Raw genomic sequence first — 16,918 nt, 5'->3', positions numbered from 1 at the left:
GTGGATCACGTGCTCAGGAACTGCGAGCGGTGGAACAGGCGGGGCACAGGCCCCAGTAGATGACCTCCGCCTCGTCGACGGCGAAGCCGCGGTCGTCGGACGCGGTCAGGCAGGGGGCGTGGCCGACCGCGCAGTCGACGTCGGCGACGGCTCCGCACGACCGGCACACGAGGTGGTGGTGGTTGTCGCCGACCCGTCCCTCGTAGAGGGCCGGGCTGCCGGGTGGGTCGAGGCGGCGTATGAGTCCCGCCGCGGTGAGTGCGTGGAGCCCCTCGTAGACGGCCTGGACGGAGATGTGGCCGACGCGGCCGCGGACCTCGGACGCGATGGCCTCGGCACCGAGGTGGTCACCGTCCCGCACGGTCTCGAGCAGCGCGACGCGGGCTGCCGTCACCCGCAGGCCGGCACCGCGCAGCTCCTCGGCGGTGGTCGGGGTCCCGGATGCGGTCATGCGGGACAACGTAGCGGCACAAACACGACTGATTCAAGAAAACGAACGGTTCAATTTTGGTGTCGTGCGGGTGAGGCCTTGCGGGGCGGCCGTTCTGGCAGGGATCTGTGAGTCATGTCACAGGGGCCGGGTGCGACAACCACGTGGCCGACCGGGCGAGGGGCCCCAGGGGGTGTCCGCAAAGTCCCGCCGTCCGCCCGGAGGGCGGGCCCCGCGGCGTTCGGCGCGTTCTCTCGGCGTGCCGGGCGGACGCCCGCGTACTGGTTGTACTCGGGTGTTCGCCCGGTGCGGCGAGAGGGCGTGCCGGGCGTCGCGGGGCAGGCGGGACTTTGCGGACACCCCCTAGGTCAGGCGGGCGAGACGGGCCGCGGCCGTCGACGCCCGGCGGTCGGCCTCGCGGAGGCGGCGGTCGGCGTCGCGGGCGCGCTCGCGGGCCGACCGCTCGGCGAAGCTGGCCTGCTGGTGTTCGCCCCTGGTGCGCTCCAGCTCCTCGGTGAGCTCGTCGACGCGCCGCTGCAGGCGTTCCACCTGCTGCTTCGCCTCCTCGGCGGCCTGTTTCGCGGCCGCTGCCTCGTCCTTCCGGGTCCGCAGTTCGCGCTCCGCCCCCGCGGCGTCCTGGCGGGCTTCGGCCAGCCGTCTGCGCTGCCGGTCGTCGGCCTTCTTGTCGGAGCGGCTGTCGTCGGCCTTCGTGCCGGAGCGGCCGCCTTCGGCCTTCCCGTCGCGGCGGCCGGGGGCCTCGGCGGGTGTGCGGCGCCGCGGTCCGGCGCCTTCCGCGGCGGCCGGGAAGCCGACGGTGGCGCTGAGCGGCTTGGTCAGCCGGCCACTCGCCCAGGCCTCGGCGGCCTCGGGGTCGGCCAGGACGGCGTGCAGAGTGTTCTCGACCTCGCGGAGCACGCTGTCGCCGATCGGGTGGCCGGCCTCCTGCGCGAGCTGCCGGGTCTGCGCGGACAGGGCGCGGATGAGCGCGTGCTGCCGACGGCTCAGCTCGCGCAGCTGGGTGCCGTCCAGGTCCTGGTGGGCCCGGCGCAGGCCCTCCCCCAGCCGGAGCAGCGGCTCGACCTCGCCGGGCCGGCTGCGGACCAGAAGGTTGCCGGCCCAGGCCGCGAGGCTGGGCTTGCGCAACGCCCCGATGCGCTCGGCGAGTTCCCGGTCGCCGGCGGTGCGGGCGGCCGCCACGGCCGCGGCCCGGGCGGCGGTGAACTCCTCCGGCCGCAGGGCGTACAGCTCGTCGGCCACGGCGTCGTAGTCCATGCGCGTCCCTTTCGCGCGGAAGCTCCGTTCCGATCGTCTCAGGCCGGGCCCTCCGGGGCGCGCGGGGAGCCGGCCGAACGCTCCGGAGACCCCCGTTCATGATCAGGAAATCGACGGTTTAACATATGAGCGCCACCTAGCTCGAAAGATGGATTCGTGACTGCCAACGAGGACTCGTTCACCAATTGGAAGAACCGCGAGGAGATCGCGGAGTCGATGATCCCGATCATCGGGAAGCTGCACCGGGAGCGGGACGTGACGGTCCTGCTGCACAGCCGCTCCCTGGTGAACAAGTCGGTGGTCAGCATCCTCAAGACCCACCGGTTCGCCCGGCAGATCGCCGGCGCGGAGCTCTCGGTCACCGAGACGCTGCCGTTCCTGAAGACCCTCGCCGAGCTCGACCTCGGGCCCTCCCAGATCGACATCGGCATGCTCGCCGCGACGTACCGGGAGGACGACCGCGGTCTGTCGGTCGCGGAGTTCACCGCCGAGGCCGTCGCCGGGGCCACCGGCGCCAACAAGATCGAGCGCCGCGAGGGGCGCGACGTCGTCCTCTACGGCTTCGGCCGCATCGGCCGGCTGGTCGCCCGGCTGCTCATCGAGAAGTCCGGCTCGGGCAACGGCCTGCGCCTGCGGGCCATCGTCGTGCGCGGCGGGGGCGAGCAGGACATCGTCAAGCGCGCCTCGCTGCTGCGCCGCGACTCCATCCACGGCCAGTTCCAGGGCACGATCACCGTCGACGAGGCGAACAGCACGATCGTCGCCAACGGCAACGCCATCAAGGTGATCTACGCGAACGACCCGTCCGAGGTCGACTACACGGCGTACGGCATCAAGGACGCCATCCTCATCGACAACACCGGCAAGTGGCGCGACCGCGAGGGCCTGTCGCAGCACCTGCGTCCCGGTATCGACAAGGTCGTGCTGACCGCGCCGGGCAAGGGCGACGTCCCGAACATCGTGCACGGCGTCAACCACGACACGATCAAGCCGGACGAGCAGATCCTGTCCTGCGCGTCCTGCACCACGAACGCCATAGTGCCGCCGCTGAAGGCGATGGACGACGAGTTCGGCGTCCAGCGCGGCCACGTGGAGACGGTCCACTCGTTCACCAACGACCAGAACCTGCTGGACAACTACCACAAGTCCGAGCGCCGGGGCCGGTCCGCGCCGCTCAACATGGTCATCACCGAGACCGGTGCCGCCTCCGCCGTCGCCAAGGCGCTGCCCGACCTCAAGGCGAAGATCACCGGCAGCTCCATCCGGGTGCCGGTGCCGGACGTCTCCATCGCGATCCTCAACCTGCAGCTCGCGCGCGAGACCACCCGGCAGGAGGTCCTCGACTACCTGCGCGAGGTGTCCCTCACCTCGCCGCTGAAGCGCCAGATCGACTTCATCAGCGCCCCCGACGCGGTCTCCAGCGACTTCATCGGCTCGCGCCACGCCTCGATCGTCGACGCCGGCGCCACCAAGGTCGAGGGCGACAACGCGATCCTCTACCTCTGGTACGACAACGAGTTCGGCTACTCGTGCCAGGTGATCCGGGTCGTGCAGCACGTGTCGGGCGTGGAGTACCCGACGTACCCGGCTCCGGCGGTCTGATCCGCGCGGTGCCGGTGCAGCGGTGCCGTGAAAGCGCGGGGCGTGCGGGCCCCGCGCTTTGGCGCGTCAGCGGCGGGTCAGCTCGATCCGGTACTCCCGTGTCTGTGAGCCGTCCTCGCCGGTGACGGAGACGACGCGGGCCGTCCTGCCCCGGGAGGTGTCCTCGCGGACCGTCACCTTCGCGTAGGGGTCACGCGGGGTGGCGGTGACACGGGCCCGGTCCGGGCGGTCGACCGCCGTCCGGTAGCTCGTCCGGTCCGGGTCGAAGCCGCTCAGCGGCGTACCGTCCACCTCGATCGAGGCCGCGGCGGCGTCGGCGGAGGTGCCCGGCGCCTTGGCGTACACCTCGATCTCGCCCAGGGTGATGTAGCCGCCCGGGCGTGCCGTCATGACCACGCGCACTCCGGTCACGGGGCCGCTCGCCCGCACCGGCACGTCGGCCACGGGCGTGCCCTCGGTGCCGACCGGGACCGTGTCGCTCGCGTCGGCCCAGGTGCCGTCGGCGCCGCGCACCTGCACCTTGAGGGACTCCGCGAAGCTGACGTTGGCGCCGTCGCGGTGGAAGTGGGTCACGACCCGGGTCAGATCACGGGCCTGCGGCAGGGTCAGGGTGATGGTGTCGGACGGGTTCTTCGTGCCCGACTTCCAGTTGGACCAGGCCTTCTCGGAGGTGTTCCCGTTGCGCAGGCCCTCGGCGGAGTAGCCGCTCTCGGTGTACGTCGCGCCGACCGTCACGCCCTCGTCGCGCGCGGCGTTCGTCTCCCGGGGCGCGGTGACCTGGACGCGTGCGGTCGCCGCCGCCGCCGTCCCGCCGGGGACCCGGGCGGTGCCGCGCAGGGTCACCACCCCGGCCTCGTCGAAGGCGCCCTCGGGTGCGGCGTCCCAGGTGACCGGCAGGTCGGCGGTCCCGCCGTGCCGTCCGACGCCGGTGACCGTGGCGGGCAGGGCGGGCCGTCCGCCGGTGTAGGTCTTGGCGCGGGCCGGGAGGGTGGCGGCGACGGTGTCCACGGTGACGACCGCCTCGGCGGGGACGGTCCGGCCCAGCGCGTCGGTCGCCCGGCCCTTCACCCGTACGGTTCCGGGTTCGCGCCAGCGTGACGCCGAGGGCAGCGTCCATTCGACGGGGAGCGCGCCCCGGGCGCCGTCGCGGAAGACGGGCGTCACGGTCGCGGGCAGTTCGGGCGCGTGGCCGGGGACGGTGAACGCCTTGGCGGGCTGCGTACGGAGCACCGTCTCGTCGGTCACGCCCCACCGCTGGTTGGCGGCGGAGGTCGGCAGGAAGGCCGAGACGCGGGCGCCGTCCGCCGTGGACTGCCCGACGACGTCGAGCAGCCGGCCCGTGGCGGCGTTCACGAAGGTCCAGGTGCCGTCCCCGGTGGTCGACATGATCCACTGGGCGGCCGGTGCGTCCGCTTCCTGGAGTACGGCCTCGTTGTCGCGCACGGCGAGGCGCCTGCCGTCGGAGGCGTTGACGAGGGCGTAGCGGTCACGGTTGCCCTCACCGCGGGTCAGCCGCTTCACGGACCACAGCTGGGACTTGGCGGCCGGGTCGTTCGTGCGGACGACGACGCCGTCGCCGTCGGCGGCCGGGGCCAGGGACTTGCCGCTCTGGGCGCCCTGGAGGCGGTAGACGTGGCCGGGCTGTACGAGCGCGGCGTCCTCGGCGGTACCGGACACGCCGTCGACGAGGAGGGTCGTGACCGACTTCGGCGGCACGGTCAGCGTGGCGGAGGCGTCCTTCACCTTCACGGGCGTGCCGCGGACGAGTGCGCCCTCGGCGCTGGTCACCACGGGGGTCACCGTGGCGCCGGGGGCGACGCGCCGGAACTTCGCGAGGTCCAGGGTGACGGCGCGCGGGGCCGTGCCGTTGTTGACGTGCACCACGGTCGCCGCGCGGCCGGACTTGCGTACGGCGGCGACGCTGGAGGAGTCGTCGGTCTTCACGAAGTGGTCGCCGGGCCGGATGTGGTGGGTGAAGTTGCGCAGGGTGTGGAACTTGGTGTTGGCCCGGATCGGGCAGGTCTCCAGGGTGTCCTTCGCGGTGCAGTTGAACGGGATGTGGATGCTGCCCCAGTTCTTGCCGGCCGCCGCCTGGGGGATGGAGTCCTCGATCGGCTGCCACAGCACCCAGGCGGACGGCTCCAGTTCACGGATGTCGTCGACGACCCGGGTGGCGATGCCGAGCCCCGGTTCCATGCCGGTGAAGTCGGTGCCGGTCCCCCAGGTGCCCTCGACCTCGCTCATCCAGAACTTCTTGTCCGCGGCCTTGGCGCTGTCGCGCGCGCTGGTGCGCATGCCGGTGCCGTAGGTGTGCACGTTGAGCTGGTCGACGGCGGCGCGGGCGGAGCTGTCGTAGGCGTTCCAGTTGCGGACGAAGGTGCTCGGGTTGGTCTCGTCCATCGCGGAGACGGTGGCGCGGGTCCGGGCGTTCTCCAGTGCGCGGTGCAGGGCCAGGACGACCTTCTGCTGGAGTTCGGGGCCGGCGTGCGCGCCCTCCTGGCGACCGCCCGTGGGCTGCCCGTCGGGGCCGAGCTGGGTGCCCCAGTAGTTGGTGTTGGGCTCGTTGAGCGGGGCGATGGTGTCGAAGCGGATGCGGTGCTTCTTCTCCAGCTGCTCGGTCACCTTGACCAGGTAGGTGGCGAAGTCGTCGACGCGGTCGGCCCGGATCTGGTCGGTGTTGGCGTCGAAGCCGCCGGAGACGTAGCCGCTGACGGTCTGGAACCAGGGCGGGGAGTTGCTGAAGGCCTCCCAGCGGGTCACCTTGCGCTTGACCTGGTCCACCCACCAGCGCTGGTTGGCGTCGGCGGACCAGTCCCAGTGGTCCGGGTCGTCCGGGTTCCACCAGTCGGTGTCCTCCCGGGTGGTGCCCTCCGGGGCCTTCCAGAAGCCCTCCATGGTCGCGCCGGTCTTCATGTAGTCCTTGCGGACGTCCGGGGCGTTGCCGCCGCCGATGTTGTAGCGCGCGATGTTGAGGCGGAGGCCGTCCTCGCCGAACAGCATGTCGACGAGCTTGCGGCGGATGGGGTCCGGATAGCCGCCGGTGATGTTGGCGAACCAGACGAGGCTCGTCCCCCACCCTTCGAACTCCTGCTGCCGGTACGACGGGTCGATCCGTACCGTGACCGCGCTGCCGGGGGGATCGGCGGCAGCGGCGGGCGGCACGGCCACGAGCCCCGCCCCGAGCGCCAGGGGGACGGTGGCCGCCAGGACCCGGGCGAGGCGACGTCTGCTGGACATGAATTCCCTTCGGGAGCGAACAGAACCGCGCAGAACCAATCGAGCTTCCCGAATGTTTTAGGACGGCAATCAACACGTCAAGAGGCGGGACGAGTTGGGAATCGACGCACGCCCCTTGACGCCCTCCGGCCCGCCACCCCAATAATGACCGTCCACATATCTAAACGACGTTCTCTGTTGTGTACGGGAGCGAACGCGGAGGCCCAGTGGCCGGTACAGGCGCAGCCCGCAGTCGTCCGATCGTCACGTCCCTCGTCGTCCTGCTCGCCGCCTCCGGTTGCTCGGTCGCCGGTGCCGACCCCATCGGCGGCGGACCGGACGCCTTGCGCATCGTCCTGCCCGAGGAACCGCCCACGCTGGAACCCTGTGACGCCTCGCTGACCGCGACGGGCCGGGTGACCCGGGCCAACATCACGGAGGCACTCACCGAGCGCGACGCCTCGACAGGACGCCTGGAGCCCGCCCTCGCCACCAAGTGGACGCGTACGTCGGCGACTTCGTGGACCTTCACCCTCCGCGAGGGCGTCACCTTCCACGACGGCTCGCCGTTCACGGCGGCCGCGGCGGCGTTCTCCGTCCAGCGCGCCACGGACTCGGGGATCGACTGCAACGTCGACGGCTACATCTTCGCGGACAGCGAGGTGACCGCCACGCCCGTCGGCGGGACCACGCTCCGGGTCACCACGGCGAAGCCCGACCCGATCCTTCCGCTGCGCCTGTCGTTCGTCGAGATCGTGCCGACGACCACCGACCCCGACTCCCGCGTGCGCGAGCCGGTCGGCACCGGCCCCTACCGGATCGACGAGTGGAACCAGGGCCGTTACCTGCGGCTGAAACGCTTCCCCGGCTACTGGGGCAAGACCCCCGACTTCACCGCGGCCACCTACGTGTGGCGCGCCGAGGGCAGTGTCCGGGCGGCGATGGTGACGAACGACGAGGCGGACGTCGCGATCGGGCTGGCACCCGAGGACGGGGCCGGTGACCGGGCGGTGGAGTTCGCCACCAACGAGGTCTCGTACCTGCGCATGGACGCCGGCAAGCCGCCCCTCGACGACATCCGCGTCCGGCGGGCCGTCAACTACGCCATCGACCGGGAGGGGCTGACCACGGCGGTCTTCGCCGGACGGCCCAGCGGGCAGCTCGTGTCGAAGGGCGTCACCGGCTACAACGCGAGCGTCCGGCCGTGGCCGTACGACCCGGAACGGGCCAGGGAACTGGTCGCCGAGGCCCGCGCGGACGGGGTCCGCACCGACACCACCCTCACCCTCATCGGCCGCAACGGCATCTACCCGAAGGCCGCCGAGGCGATGGAGGTCGTCCAGGACGGCCTGATCAAGGCCGGGTTGAAGGTCAGGATCAGGATGCTGGACGTCAACGCCTGGCTGGAGTACCTGCTGCGCCCCTTCCCCGCCGGCGACACCGGCCCCACCCTGCTCCAGGCCCAGCACGGCAACCAGGCGGGCGACGCCGCCTTCACGATGGGCCAGATCTACGGCAGTAAGGGCGCCCAGAGCAGCTACGGCACCGCCGAGTTCGACGCGCTCATCGAGCGGGCCGAACTCGCCTCGGGCGGCACCCGCCAGAAGGCGTTCGCGGCGGCGTTCAGCCATCAGCGCGACAAGGTCGTACGGGACGCCGTGATGGCCAACATGACCGGCCTGCTGGCCCTCTCCCCCAAGGTCCGCTACCGGCCCGACTCCGCCACCAACGACGAGATGCGGCTCGCCGACATGCGCCGCGCGGACTGAGGGAGGACGTCACGTGCTGACCCTGCTGCGCCGCCGCGCGGTCTCCAGCGTCATCCCGCTGCTGTTCGTGGTCCTCGGCGTGTTCTTCCTGGCCCGCCTCACCGGAGACCCCGCCAACCTGTACCTGCCGCTGAGCGCGACGCCCGAGATGCGGGCCGAGTTCGCCGCCCGCAACGGCCTGGACGACCCGCTGATCACCCAGTTCGGCGACTACCTCGCCCAGGTCGCGCACCTCGACTTCGGGGAGTCGCTGCGCACCGCCCAGCCGGCGGGCGAGGCCGTCCTGCGGGCGTTCCCCGCGACCCTCCAACTGGCCGGCTGGACGATGCTGCCGGCCCTCGCGGGCGCCGTCCTCATCGGCAGTCTGGCGGCCTACCGCCCGAACTCGGCCACCGACCGGATCGCGACCTTCCTGTCGTCGACGGCCGCCAGCGTCCCCGACTTCTGGATCGCCATCATGGGCGTGCTGGTCTTCGCGGTCACCCTGGGCTGGCTGCCCACCTCCGGCACCAGTGGCGCGGCGGCCTGGGTGCTGCCCGTGGCCACGCTGCTGATCCGCCCGTTCGGGGTGCTGGTCCAGGTGGTGCGGGGCGCCATGGTCTCCGCGCTGTCCGCCCCGTACGTGAAGGTGGCGCGCGGCAAGGGGGCCTCCGAGGTCCGCGTGGTGTTCGGGCACGCCCTGCGCAACGCGGCCGCGCCGGCGCTCACCGTCGCCGGTGACCTGGCCGTGGGGCTGGTCAACGGGGCGGTGGTCGTCGAGACGATCTTCGGCTGGCCCGGGATCGGCAAACTCATGATCGACTCGGTGCTCCAGCGGGACTTCGCGGTGCTGCAGGCCGCGGTGCTCGTGACCGCGCTGGCGATCTTCGCCCTCAACATCCTGGTGGACCTCTGTCACGCGCTCCTCGACCCGCGGGTACGGCAGCGGGCGGCGGCATGAGCCAAGGACGGGACATGCTCGACACTTCCGAGGCCGGTGGTCCGGCCGTACGGCGGCGGTGGTTCGCCCTGCTCCTCCGCGACCGGTTCGCCTGCGCGGCGGCCCTGGTCCTGATCCTCGTCGCGCTGTGCGCCGTGCTCGGGCCGCTGCTGGCGGGGGATCTGGCGACCCGTCAGAACCTGCGCGCTCCGGGCCGGCCGCCCTTCAGCCTGGAACACGGCTGGGCCTTCGTCCTCGGCAGCGACTCCCTCGGCCGGCCCGTCGCCGCGCGGATGCTGGCCGCGGCGGGGACGACCCTGGCCGTGGCGGTGCCCGCCGTGCTCTGCTCACTCGTCGTCGGCTCGGTGTGGGGCATGTGGGCGGGCTACCACGGCGGTTGGCGCGAGAACGTGTCGCTGCGGGTGGCCGACGTGATCCTCAGCTTCCCCTCGCTGCTGCTGGCCGTGGTCGTGCTGTACGTGTTCTCGCCGAGCGCCGCGAGCCTGGTGCTGGTGCTGGCCGTGGCCCGGATCCCGGTGTATCTGCGCACGGCCCGGGCGGAGGCGGCGGAGCTGCGCAGCCGGCTGTTCATGGACGCGGCCCGGACGTTCGGCACGGGCAGTTGGGCCGCCATCCGGCGGCACGTCGCGCCGGGCGTGCTGCCCACGCTGCTCACCGTCGCCGCGCTCGACTTCTGCTTCGTGATGCTGGCCGAGTCGTCGCTGAGCTTCCTGGGCATCGGCATCCAACCGCCGGACGTCAGCTGGGGGTTGATGGTGGCGCAGGGGCGGCAGGAGTTGCAGAGCGCCTGGTGGATCGCGCTGTTCCCCGGGCTGGCGATCGTCGTCACGACCGTCTCGGCGACCGTCCTCGCTTCCTGGGCCCGGCTGACGACCGACCCGGGGCAGCGGTGGCGGGAGGGACTCGGGCGGCGGTCGAGGGAGCGGGGCGCGAGGCGGGGGCACCGGGGGCTGCGGGGCGACCGGGTGCGGTGGGGTGACCGGGGGCTGCGGGGCGACGAGGGGCTGCGGGGTGACCGAGGGCTGCCGGGTGACCAGGAGCCGCGGGGTGGCCCGGGGCGGTCCGTGGCGGGCGGTTCGGCCGCAGGCGGCGAGCCGTCGGGGCCGGGTGACGCGGCCGGTCCCGGCGCCCTCCCTTCGGGTGCGGGCACGGACGCCGGTGTCCTGGTGGTGGACGGCCTGTCGGTCGACGTCCACACCCCGGCCGGTCCCGCGCACGTCGTGCGCGGGGTGGGGTTCGCCGTGCGGTCGGGCGAGACGCTGGCGCTGCTGGGCGAGTCGGGCTGCGGCAAGAGCATGACCGCGCACGCCGTCGCCGGTCTGCTCGATCCGGTCGCCGAGGTGGTGGGCGGGCAGGTGCGCCTGGACGGCGTGGACCTGCTCGGGCTCGGGGCACGGGCCCGGCGCCGGCTGGCCGGGCCGGGTCTCGCCATGGTCTTCCAGGACGCGCTCAGCGCGCTCAACCCCGTCCACACGGTCGGAGCGCAGCTCGCCGAGCCGTTCCGCATCCACGAGGGCCTGTCCCGGCGTGCGGCCCGGGCCCGGGCGGTGGAGCTGATGGAGCGCGTGGGCATCCCGGAGGCCCGCTCCCGGGCGGACGCCTACCCGCACCAGTTCTCCGGCGGGATGCGGCAGCGCCTGCTGATCGCGACGGCGGTCGCCCTGCGGCCGAAGGTCCTGATCGCCGACGAGCCCACGACGGCCCTGGACGTCACCGTGCAGGCCCAGATCATGGACCTCCTGGGCGAGTTGCGCGCCGAGCAGCGGACGGCGCTCGTCCTCATCACCCACGACCTCGGGCTCGCCGCCGAGCACGCGGACCGGGTCGCGGTCATGTACGCCGGGACGGTGGTGGAGACCGGGCCGGTCACCGAGGTGTTCGGCCGGCCCCATCACCCGTACACCCGTGGCCTGCTGGCGTCGGTCCCGGCCGAGCGGCACCGGGGCGCCCGTCTGACCTCCATCCCCGGGAGCCCGCCGGAGCCGGGCGCCGTGCCGGCCGGCTGTGCCTTCCGTACGCGCTGTCCGCTGGCCCGGGAGCGCTGCGCCACGCACCGTCCGGCGCTGACCGGCACCGGGACCGGCCGGGCCGCCGCCTGCCACTTCGGGAAGGAACTGGCCGATGCCTGAGCACGCGGCACTGCTGGAGGCCACGGGTCTGGCCAAGAGCTTCACGGTCCGGCGGACCCTGCGGGGCGGCACGCGGCTGCGGGCGCTGGACGGTGTCGACCTGGCCCTCGGGCGCGGGGAGACCCTCGGACTCGTCGGCGAGTCCGGCTGCGGCAAGTCCACGCTGGCCAGGGTCCTCCTGCGGCTGGAGCGGCCCGACGCGGGCAGCCTGCGCTACGACGGCGTCGACCCGTTCGCGTTGTCGGGGGCGGAGTTGCTCGCCTGGCGCCGGCGGGTGCAGATGGTGTTCCAGGACCCGTTCGGCTCGCTCGACCCGCGCCTCACCGCCGCTGATCTCATCGGCGAGCCCTGGCTGACCCACCGCGCGCTCGTGCCCGCGTCGCGGCGGGCGGCGCGGGTGGCCGAGTTGCTGGAGATGGTCGGCCTGCGCTCCTCCGACGCACGCCGCCTGCCGCACGAGTTCTCGGGTGGGCAGCGGCAGCGGATCGGGATCGCCCGTGCCCTCGCGCTGGAGCCCGAGGTGATCGTCTGCGACGAGCCCGTGTCCGCGCTGGACCTGTCGGTGCAGGCACAGGTGCTCAACCTCCTGTGCGACCTGCGGGACGAGCTGGGACTGTCGTACGTGTTCATCTCGCACGACCTGTCCGTCGTGCGGCACCTCGCCGACCGGGTCGCCGTGATGTACCTCGGCAGGATCGTGGAGACGGGTCCGACGGAGGAGGTCTACGAGCGGCCGCGGCACCCGTACACGGAGGCGCTCCTGTCGGCGGCCCCGTCCCCCGTGTCCGGCGGCGGGCGCCGCAGGCAGCGCATCGTGCTCACCGGTGAGATCCCGTCACCGGCCGACCCGCCGTCCGGGTGCCGGTTCCGGACCCGGTGCCCCCGGGCACGGGACCTGTGCGCCGAGGCCGTTCCCCCGCCGGTGCCGGGCGCGCCGCTCCACGGCGCGGCGTGCCACTTCCCCCTGGAGGTGGCTGCGTGAGTTCGGGCACGCGGACATGCCATGGCCGGTGCCGCGCCCTCCACGGGGACGCGGCACCGGCATTCGTTCGGCGGGGTCCTCGCCTCAGTGCTTGAAGACGTCCTTCGTCTTCTCCTTGGCCTGCCGGGCGTCGCCCTTCGACTGCTGCGCGCGGCCCTCGGCCTCCAGCCGCTCGTTGCCCACCGCCCGGCCGGCCGCCTCCTTGGCCTTTCCCTTGGCCTGCTCGGCCTTCGCCTTGGCCTTCTGCTCTCCAGCCACGGTTCCTTCACTCCCAGCCGTGTCCGACTTCGGTGTCACGGCCCGAGTTGCCTTGAGGAGGCAGCGCAAACGTGCCGGGGTCGCCGACGGTCAGTTCAGGAGTTCGCGGGCCAGGGCCGCGCACCACCACCGCTCCACGCGGTCGGGCGACCACCCGCGTTCACCGGTCAGCACGGTGTAGACGTCGATGTTGCACAGCGCGGCGTAGACGTCGACCGCGGACGGCACGTCGAGGCCGGGGCGCAGGACTCCGGGCGGCCAGGAGGAGAAGACCTGCACCCTGGTCCGGTCGCCGCGCAGACGGCTGTCGTGGTAGAGCGTGGCCAGCTCCGGCTCGGACCGGCCCGCTTCCCGGACGAGCGTGATGACCTCGCCGGCGCGCTCGTACAGCCGCCGGTCGTAGCCGGCCATCGCGGCGAGCTGCCCGGCGGGGTCCGTCGTGGCGGCCTCCAGCTCGGCGACCAGCTGCGGCACGCCGGCCGAGAGGTCCGCCGCGTCGGCCAGCGCCCGGGTCAGTCCGGACTTGTTCCCGTAGGCCGCGTAGACGGTCGGCACGGACACCCCCGCCTCGCGGGCCACGTCCCGCACCGTCGTCGCACCCCACCCGTGGGTGACGAACAGCCGCAGCGCGGCACGGGCGATGTCGGCCCGGGTCTGCTGCGCCTGCGCCGTCCGGCGCAGGGAGTCGTACCGCCGCCGCCCCGGTCCTTCGGTCATGCTCCGCCCCTTCGCCACATTCACCCTTCCCCCTCTTCACTTGACGCTCCTTATAATCAATATATGTTACGTACACAACCGGGGACTCCCCCTGCTCTCATGAACTCCGCCCGGGTCAGCGGCCTCGCCGCCCTGGGCTTCGCCTTCCTGATCGTCGCGGGGAACGTGGTCCTGGTACCGGCCGGCCTGCCGCGCACCGGCACCGGCGTCGCGGAGGTCGAGGAGTTCTTCCGCGCGCACGGGGACCTGGTCGGCGTCGGCTCCGCGGTCACACCCGTCGCCTGGATACTGGCCACGCTGTTCGGCGCGGGCGCGGTCCGTGTGCTGTGGCGGTCCGAGCGGGACCGGGGCGAGGCCTGGGCCCTGTTCGGCTTCGCCGGGCTCGTCCTGCAGAACGCCGTCTTCGCCGGGGTCGTCGCGATCCGGCTGGCGCTCGCGTCGACAGCCGCGGATGACGTCGGCGCGGACCGCGTCGGCGCGGCCGGCGGCCTGTGGGCGCTGCACGACGCCCTGTTCACCCTCAACGGCACGTTCCTGGCGGTCGCGCTGGTCGGCCTGTCCCTCGCCGGCGTGCGGGCGGGACTGATCCGGCCGTGGCACGGCGGCTGGGGGCTGGTGTCGGCCGCGCTGCTGTCCTGTTCGGCCGTCCTCACCCCGCTGGTCATCGACCACGACGGCCCGCTCGGACTCCTCGGCCTCGCCGGCTGGCTGATGTGGGTGGTGTGGCTCGTCGTCTACGGTCTCGCCCTGATGCGCCGGGTGCCGGTCCCGGGGCCGCCGACCAGCCGTTGAGCGGGGGCCTTCGGGCCAGGGGCCGGGTCTGCCGACAGCAACGGAGCCTGGCCCGGGCCCTGTGGAGTCAGCGGCAGCACCCCTCGGGCCGCTCGGGGCCGGGCGCGGTGTCCAGGCGACAGAAGCAGGACGCCTGGATCGGTACGTCGGCCAGCGCGGTCGCCAGTTTGAGCTGCTGGGCCACGAGGGCCGCCTCGCCGGTCCTGCCCAACCGCAGCAGGCACTCGTGGAAGCCGTGCAGGGACCAGACGTTGCCGGGGTGCTGCAGGGCCCGGGGCAGGGTGTCGTCCAGACCGAGGTCCGCTCGGTAGACCGCCTCGGCCTCCGCCACCCGGCCCTGCTCCAGCAGCAGCGCCCCGTAGGCGTGGCGGGTGGGCTGCATCCAGCCCCAGGGCTCGTCGTAGGGGAGGTTGTCGTCCAGTGCGATGGACCGCTCCAGGGCGGCGAAGGCCAGGTCGTGGTTGCCCCTGCGGTACTCCAGCTCCCCGTCCAGCATGGCCGCCGCGATGGCGAGGATGTCGTGGCAGGTGTTGTTGAACAGCATTAGTGTCTCGGGCACCCGGCCCACCGCCGCGCGGAACAGCTCGCGCTCGGCCTCGGCCCGGGCGACCTCGCCGGTCGCCGAGAGGGCGACGCCGCGGGCGTAGTGCCGCAGGGCGGTGGTCACCGAGTAGAGGTCCGGGTCGGTGGGGGCCGGCAGGGCGAGGATGTCGGTCCAGCGGCCGAAGCGGATCAGTACGTGGACGCGCATGCCCAGGAACGCTTCGAGCCAGTCGGCCATCGGCGGGCTCTGCACGCGCAGCAGGTCCTCCGGGATGGCCGCTTCCAGCTGGGCGGCGGTGTCCAGGGCGACCCCCTCCTGCCCCAGGAACATCGCCCCGTAGATCTTGAAGTGGTAGTTGTGCACCCGGTAAAGGGTGTAGAAGTTCATCGCGCCGGACCGCCGGCGGAACTTCTCGTCGGCGGCGATCGCGTCGCTGTTGGCCGCCACGACCCGGCGGTAGTCGCCGCACAGGACGTCGAGGTGCGAGGGCATGTGGAGCAGGTGCCCGGCGTCGGGCACGATGCCGCGCAGGCGGTCGGCGACGGTGAGCGCCTGCTCCGGCGTCGGTGACATCTCCATCAGGTGGATGTAGAGGTGGAGGACGCCGGGGTGTTCCGCCCCGGCGTCGGTGCCGAGCGCGCTCTCCAGTACGGCCCTGGCCTCCAGGGTGCGGGCGCCCTCGGCCGGCTGTCCGGTCCTCAGGTCCCACAGCTGCCAGGGGGTGAGGTTCATCAGGGCGTCGGCGTGGAGCGTGGCGATGTCCGGGTCGTCGGAAGCCAGTTCGTACACCGCGCGCATGGCGTCGGCGTAGGGCTCGTTCCACACCGAGCAGTCCTCGACGGCCTCCGACTGCGGGTAGCGGGCGCGCAGCGCGCCGATGAGGGCCCGTTCGACCGGGGTGGCGCGGGCGGCGGCCTTTTCGTGGGCCCGTTCGACGGCGGTGTGCGTGCGTTCGACGGTTCGCACCAGCTCCTCGTCGTCGAAGAATTCCCAGGGCTTGTTGTAGTTCGGGCCGAGCGCGTAGGCGATGCCCCAATGGGCCATCGCGCACTCGGGATCGGCCGCGGCCGCCTTCTCGAAACAGGCGACGGCCTCTTCATGATGGAAGGCGTACGTCCACACCAGGCCGCGGTCGAACCAGAGTTGGGCTTCCGCCGAGGAGGTGGTGACGGGACGGCCGTGGGTCCCGAGGTCGTAGTAGTCGCCCATGGGTTTCTCCTGGGAATGATGCACCAGTGACGCAGAGGTGATGAAGCGTGACACAGCGGACACGTCACGGCGGCGAGGGCGATCATCGTGTCGTTCGATCGTGGGCACGTTCGCCACTGGGCTGGCACCGCCCAACTCCCGCTCCCTAGGATGTACTTCCTGTCCAGCCAGTCCGTTGGCGCGGCACCTCGCAGGGGGAACGATGCAATCCGACAAGCAGTTGTCCACCGAGATCGACGCGACCGTGCCGACGGCAGCGCGCATGTACGACTACTACCTGGGCGGCAAGGACAACTACGCGGCCGACCGCGCCGCGTGCGAGGAACTCGACAAGGTCGTGCCCAGCACGCGCCGTCTGGCCCTGAACAACCGGCGTTTCCTCCAGCGTGTCGTGCGGACCCTGTCCGAGGAGTACGGCATCCGGCAGTACCTCGACCACGGCTCCGGCCTGCCCACGCAGGACAACGTCCACCAGGTCGCCCAGCGCATCGACCCCACGACCCACGTGGTGTACGTCGACAACGACCCGATGGTGCTGGTCCACGGCCGCGCCCTGCTGGAGCAGGACGAGCGCACCACCGTCATCCACGCGGACATGCGCGCGACCGACCTGATCCTCGACCACCCCGACACCCAGCGGCTGATCGACTTCTCCGAGCCGGTGTGCGTGCTCTTCAACTCGGTGTTCCACTGCATTCCGGACAGCGACACCGACGGGCCGCTCGCGGTGGCGCGCCGCGTCCGGGAACGGCTCGCGCCGGGCAGCTTCATGGTGATGTGCCAGCTGGTCAGCGAGGACCCCGAGGTCCGCGACTTCGTCACGAACTTCATGGACCAGGCGACCCAGGGACACTGGGGGCGGGTGCGCGAGGAGAAGGACGTCGCCACCTACTTCGAGGGTCTGGAGATCCTCGAACCGGGCCTGGTGGAGGTGTCCACCTGGCGTCCGGACACAGAGGTGGCCCCCCGTCAGCTCACCCACGAGTGGATCGAGTTCGGCGGCGTCGGGCGGGTTCCGCTGGAGAAGTGACCGCGAGGCCTCTCGCGGGGCGGCCGGC

13 protein-coding genes and 1 pseudogene are annotated in these 16,918 nt (G+C 72.4%); 8 read left to right on the top strand and 6 right to left on the bottom strand.

Annotated features, from left to right (window positions below; genetic code table 11):
* Window positions 1–13: 13 nt before the first annotated feature.
* Both C1703_RS38555 and C1703_RS38545 read right to left on the bottom strand, forming a co-directional pair.
* Complete coding sequence (locus C1703_RS38555) at window positions 14–451, bottom strand: Fur family transcriptional regulator (protein WP_114257168.1); 438 nt, start codon at window positions 449–451, stop codon at window positions 14–16.
* Window positions 452–793: 342 nt separating this feature from the next.
* Window positions 794–1,702 (bottom strand): hypothetical protein, encoded by a 909-nt coding sequence (locus tag C1703_RS38545; protein WP_114257167.1) that lies wholly within the window; start codon window positions 1,700–1,702, stop codon window positions 794–796.
* A gap of 156 nt (window positions 1,703–1,858) precedes the next feature.
* Here C1703_RS38545 and C1703_RS38540 point away from each other — a divergent pair, with 156 nt between their 5' ends.
* On the top strand, window positions 1,859–3,304 hold the full coding sequence (locus C1703_RS38540; protein WP_114257166.1) for a glyceraldehyde-3-phosphate dehydrogenase: 1,446 nt from the start codon (window positions 1,859–1,861) through the stop codon (window positions 3,302–3,304).
* 66 nt (window positions 3,305–3,370) lie between these two features.
* Here the strand turns inward: C1703_RS38540 and C1703_RS38535 are convergent, their stop codons facing one another.
* Window positions 3,371–6,541: an RICIN domain-containing protein gene (locus tag C1703_RS38535; RefSeq protein WP_114257165.1), complete on the bottom strand. Its 3,171-nt coding sequence runs from the start codon at window positions 6,539–6,541 to the stop codon at window positions 3,371–3,373.
* A gap of 206 nt (window positions 6,542–6,747) precedes the next feature.
* Between C1703_RS38535 and C1703_RS38530 the strand changes: the two genes are divergently transcribed.
* From C1703_RS38530 to C1703_RS38510, 5 genes and pseudogenes are all read left to right on the top strand, one after another.
* Entirely contained in the window at window positions 6,748–8,289 is a 1,542-nt protein-coding gene (locus C1703_RS38530) for an ABC transporter substrate-binding protein (RefSeq protein ID WP_114257164.1), read from the top strand.
* A 13-nt stretch (window positions 8,290–8,302) separates the two neighbouring features.
* Window positions 8,303–9,229, top strand: a complete 927-nt coding sequence (locus C1703_RS38525; protein WP_114257163.1) for an ABC transporter permease — start codon at window positions 8,303–8,305, stop codon at window positions 9,227–9,229.
* A pseudogene (locus tag C1703_RS40080) lies at window positions 9,226–10,074 on the top strand (ABC transporter permease); the annotation flags it as partial. The gene C1703_RS38525 and the pseudogene C1703_RS40080, both read left to right, overlap by 4 nt.
* A 318-nt stretch (window positions 10,075–10,392) precedes the next feature.
* Complete coding sequence (locus C1703_RS38515) at window positions 10,393–11,358, top strand: ABC transporter ATP-binding protein (protein WP_114257822.1); 966 nt, start codon at window positions 10,393–10,395, stop codon at window positions 11,356–11,358.
* On the top strand, window positions 11,351–12,340 hold the full coding sequence (locus tag C1703_RS38510) for an oligopeptide/dipeptide ABC transporter ATP-binding protein (protein WP_114257162.1): 990 nt from the start codon (window positions 11,351–11,353) through the stop codon (window positions 12,338–12,340). The genes C1703_RS38515 and C1703_RS38510 overlap by 8 nt, the downstream gene beginning before the upstream one ends.
* Window positions 12,341–12,424: 84 nt before the next feature.
* On the opposite strand, the gene C1703_RS38505 is transcribed toward C1703_RS38510, so the two are convergent.
* Both C1703_RS38505 and C1703_RS38500 read right to left on the bottom strand, forming a co-directional pair.
* Window positions 12,425–12,598, bottom strand: a complete 174-nt coding sequence (locus tag C1703_RS38505; RefSeq protein WP_114257161.1) for a CsbD family protein — start codon at window positions 12,596–12,598, stop codon at window positions 12,425–12,427.
* Between the two features lie 90 nt (window positions 12,599–12,688).
* A complete protein-coding gene (locus C1703_RS38500; protein ID WP_114257821.1) occupies window positions 12,689–13,315 on the bottom strand; it encodes a TetR/AcrR family transcriptional regulator in 627 nt (208 codons plus the stop codon).
* Between the two features lie 99 nt (window positions 13,316–13,414).
* Between C1703_RS38500 and C1703_RS38495 the strand changes: the two genes are divergently transcribed.
* Complete coding sequence (locus tag C1703_RS38495; RefSeq protein WP_232840723.1) at window positions 13,415–14,107, top strand: DUF4386 family protein; 693 nt, start codon at window positions 13,415–13,417, stop codon at window positions 14,105–14,107.
* A 67-nt stretch (window positions 14,108–14,174) separates the two neighbouring features.
* Here C1703_RS38495 and C1703_RS38490 read toward each other — a convergent pair whose 3' ends face one another.
* Window positions 14,175–15,860 carry a hypothetical protein gene (locus tag C1703_RS38490; protein ID WP_114257160.1) on the bottom strand — a complete coding sequence of 562 codons (1,686 nt, stop codon included), beginning with the start codon at window positions 15,858–15,860 and terminating at the stop codon, window positions 14,175–14,177.
* A 202-nt stretch (window positions 15,861–16,062) separates the two neighbouring features.
* On the opposite strand from C1703_RS38490, the gene C1703_RS38485 reads away from it, so the two are divergent.
* Window positions 16,063–16,890, top strand: coding sequence for an SAM-dependent methyltransferase (locus C1703_RS38485; protein WP_114257159.1), 828 nt, complete (start codon window positions 16,063–16,065; stop codon window positions 16,888–16,890).
* Window positions 16,891–16,918: the final 28 nt, after the last annotated feature.

Origin of the sequence: Streptomyces sp. Go-475, from assembly GCF_003330845.1 — a bacterium.
Taxonomy (GTDB): Bacteria; Actinomycetota; Actinomycetes; order Streptomycetales; family Streptomycetaceae; genus Streptomyces.
Note: the sequence above shows the minus strand (reverse complement) of the source record. Positions and strands in the feature narration are given on the sequence as shown.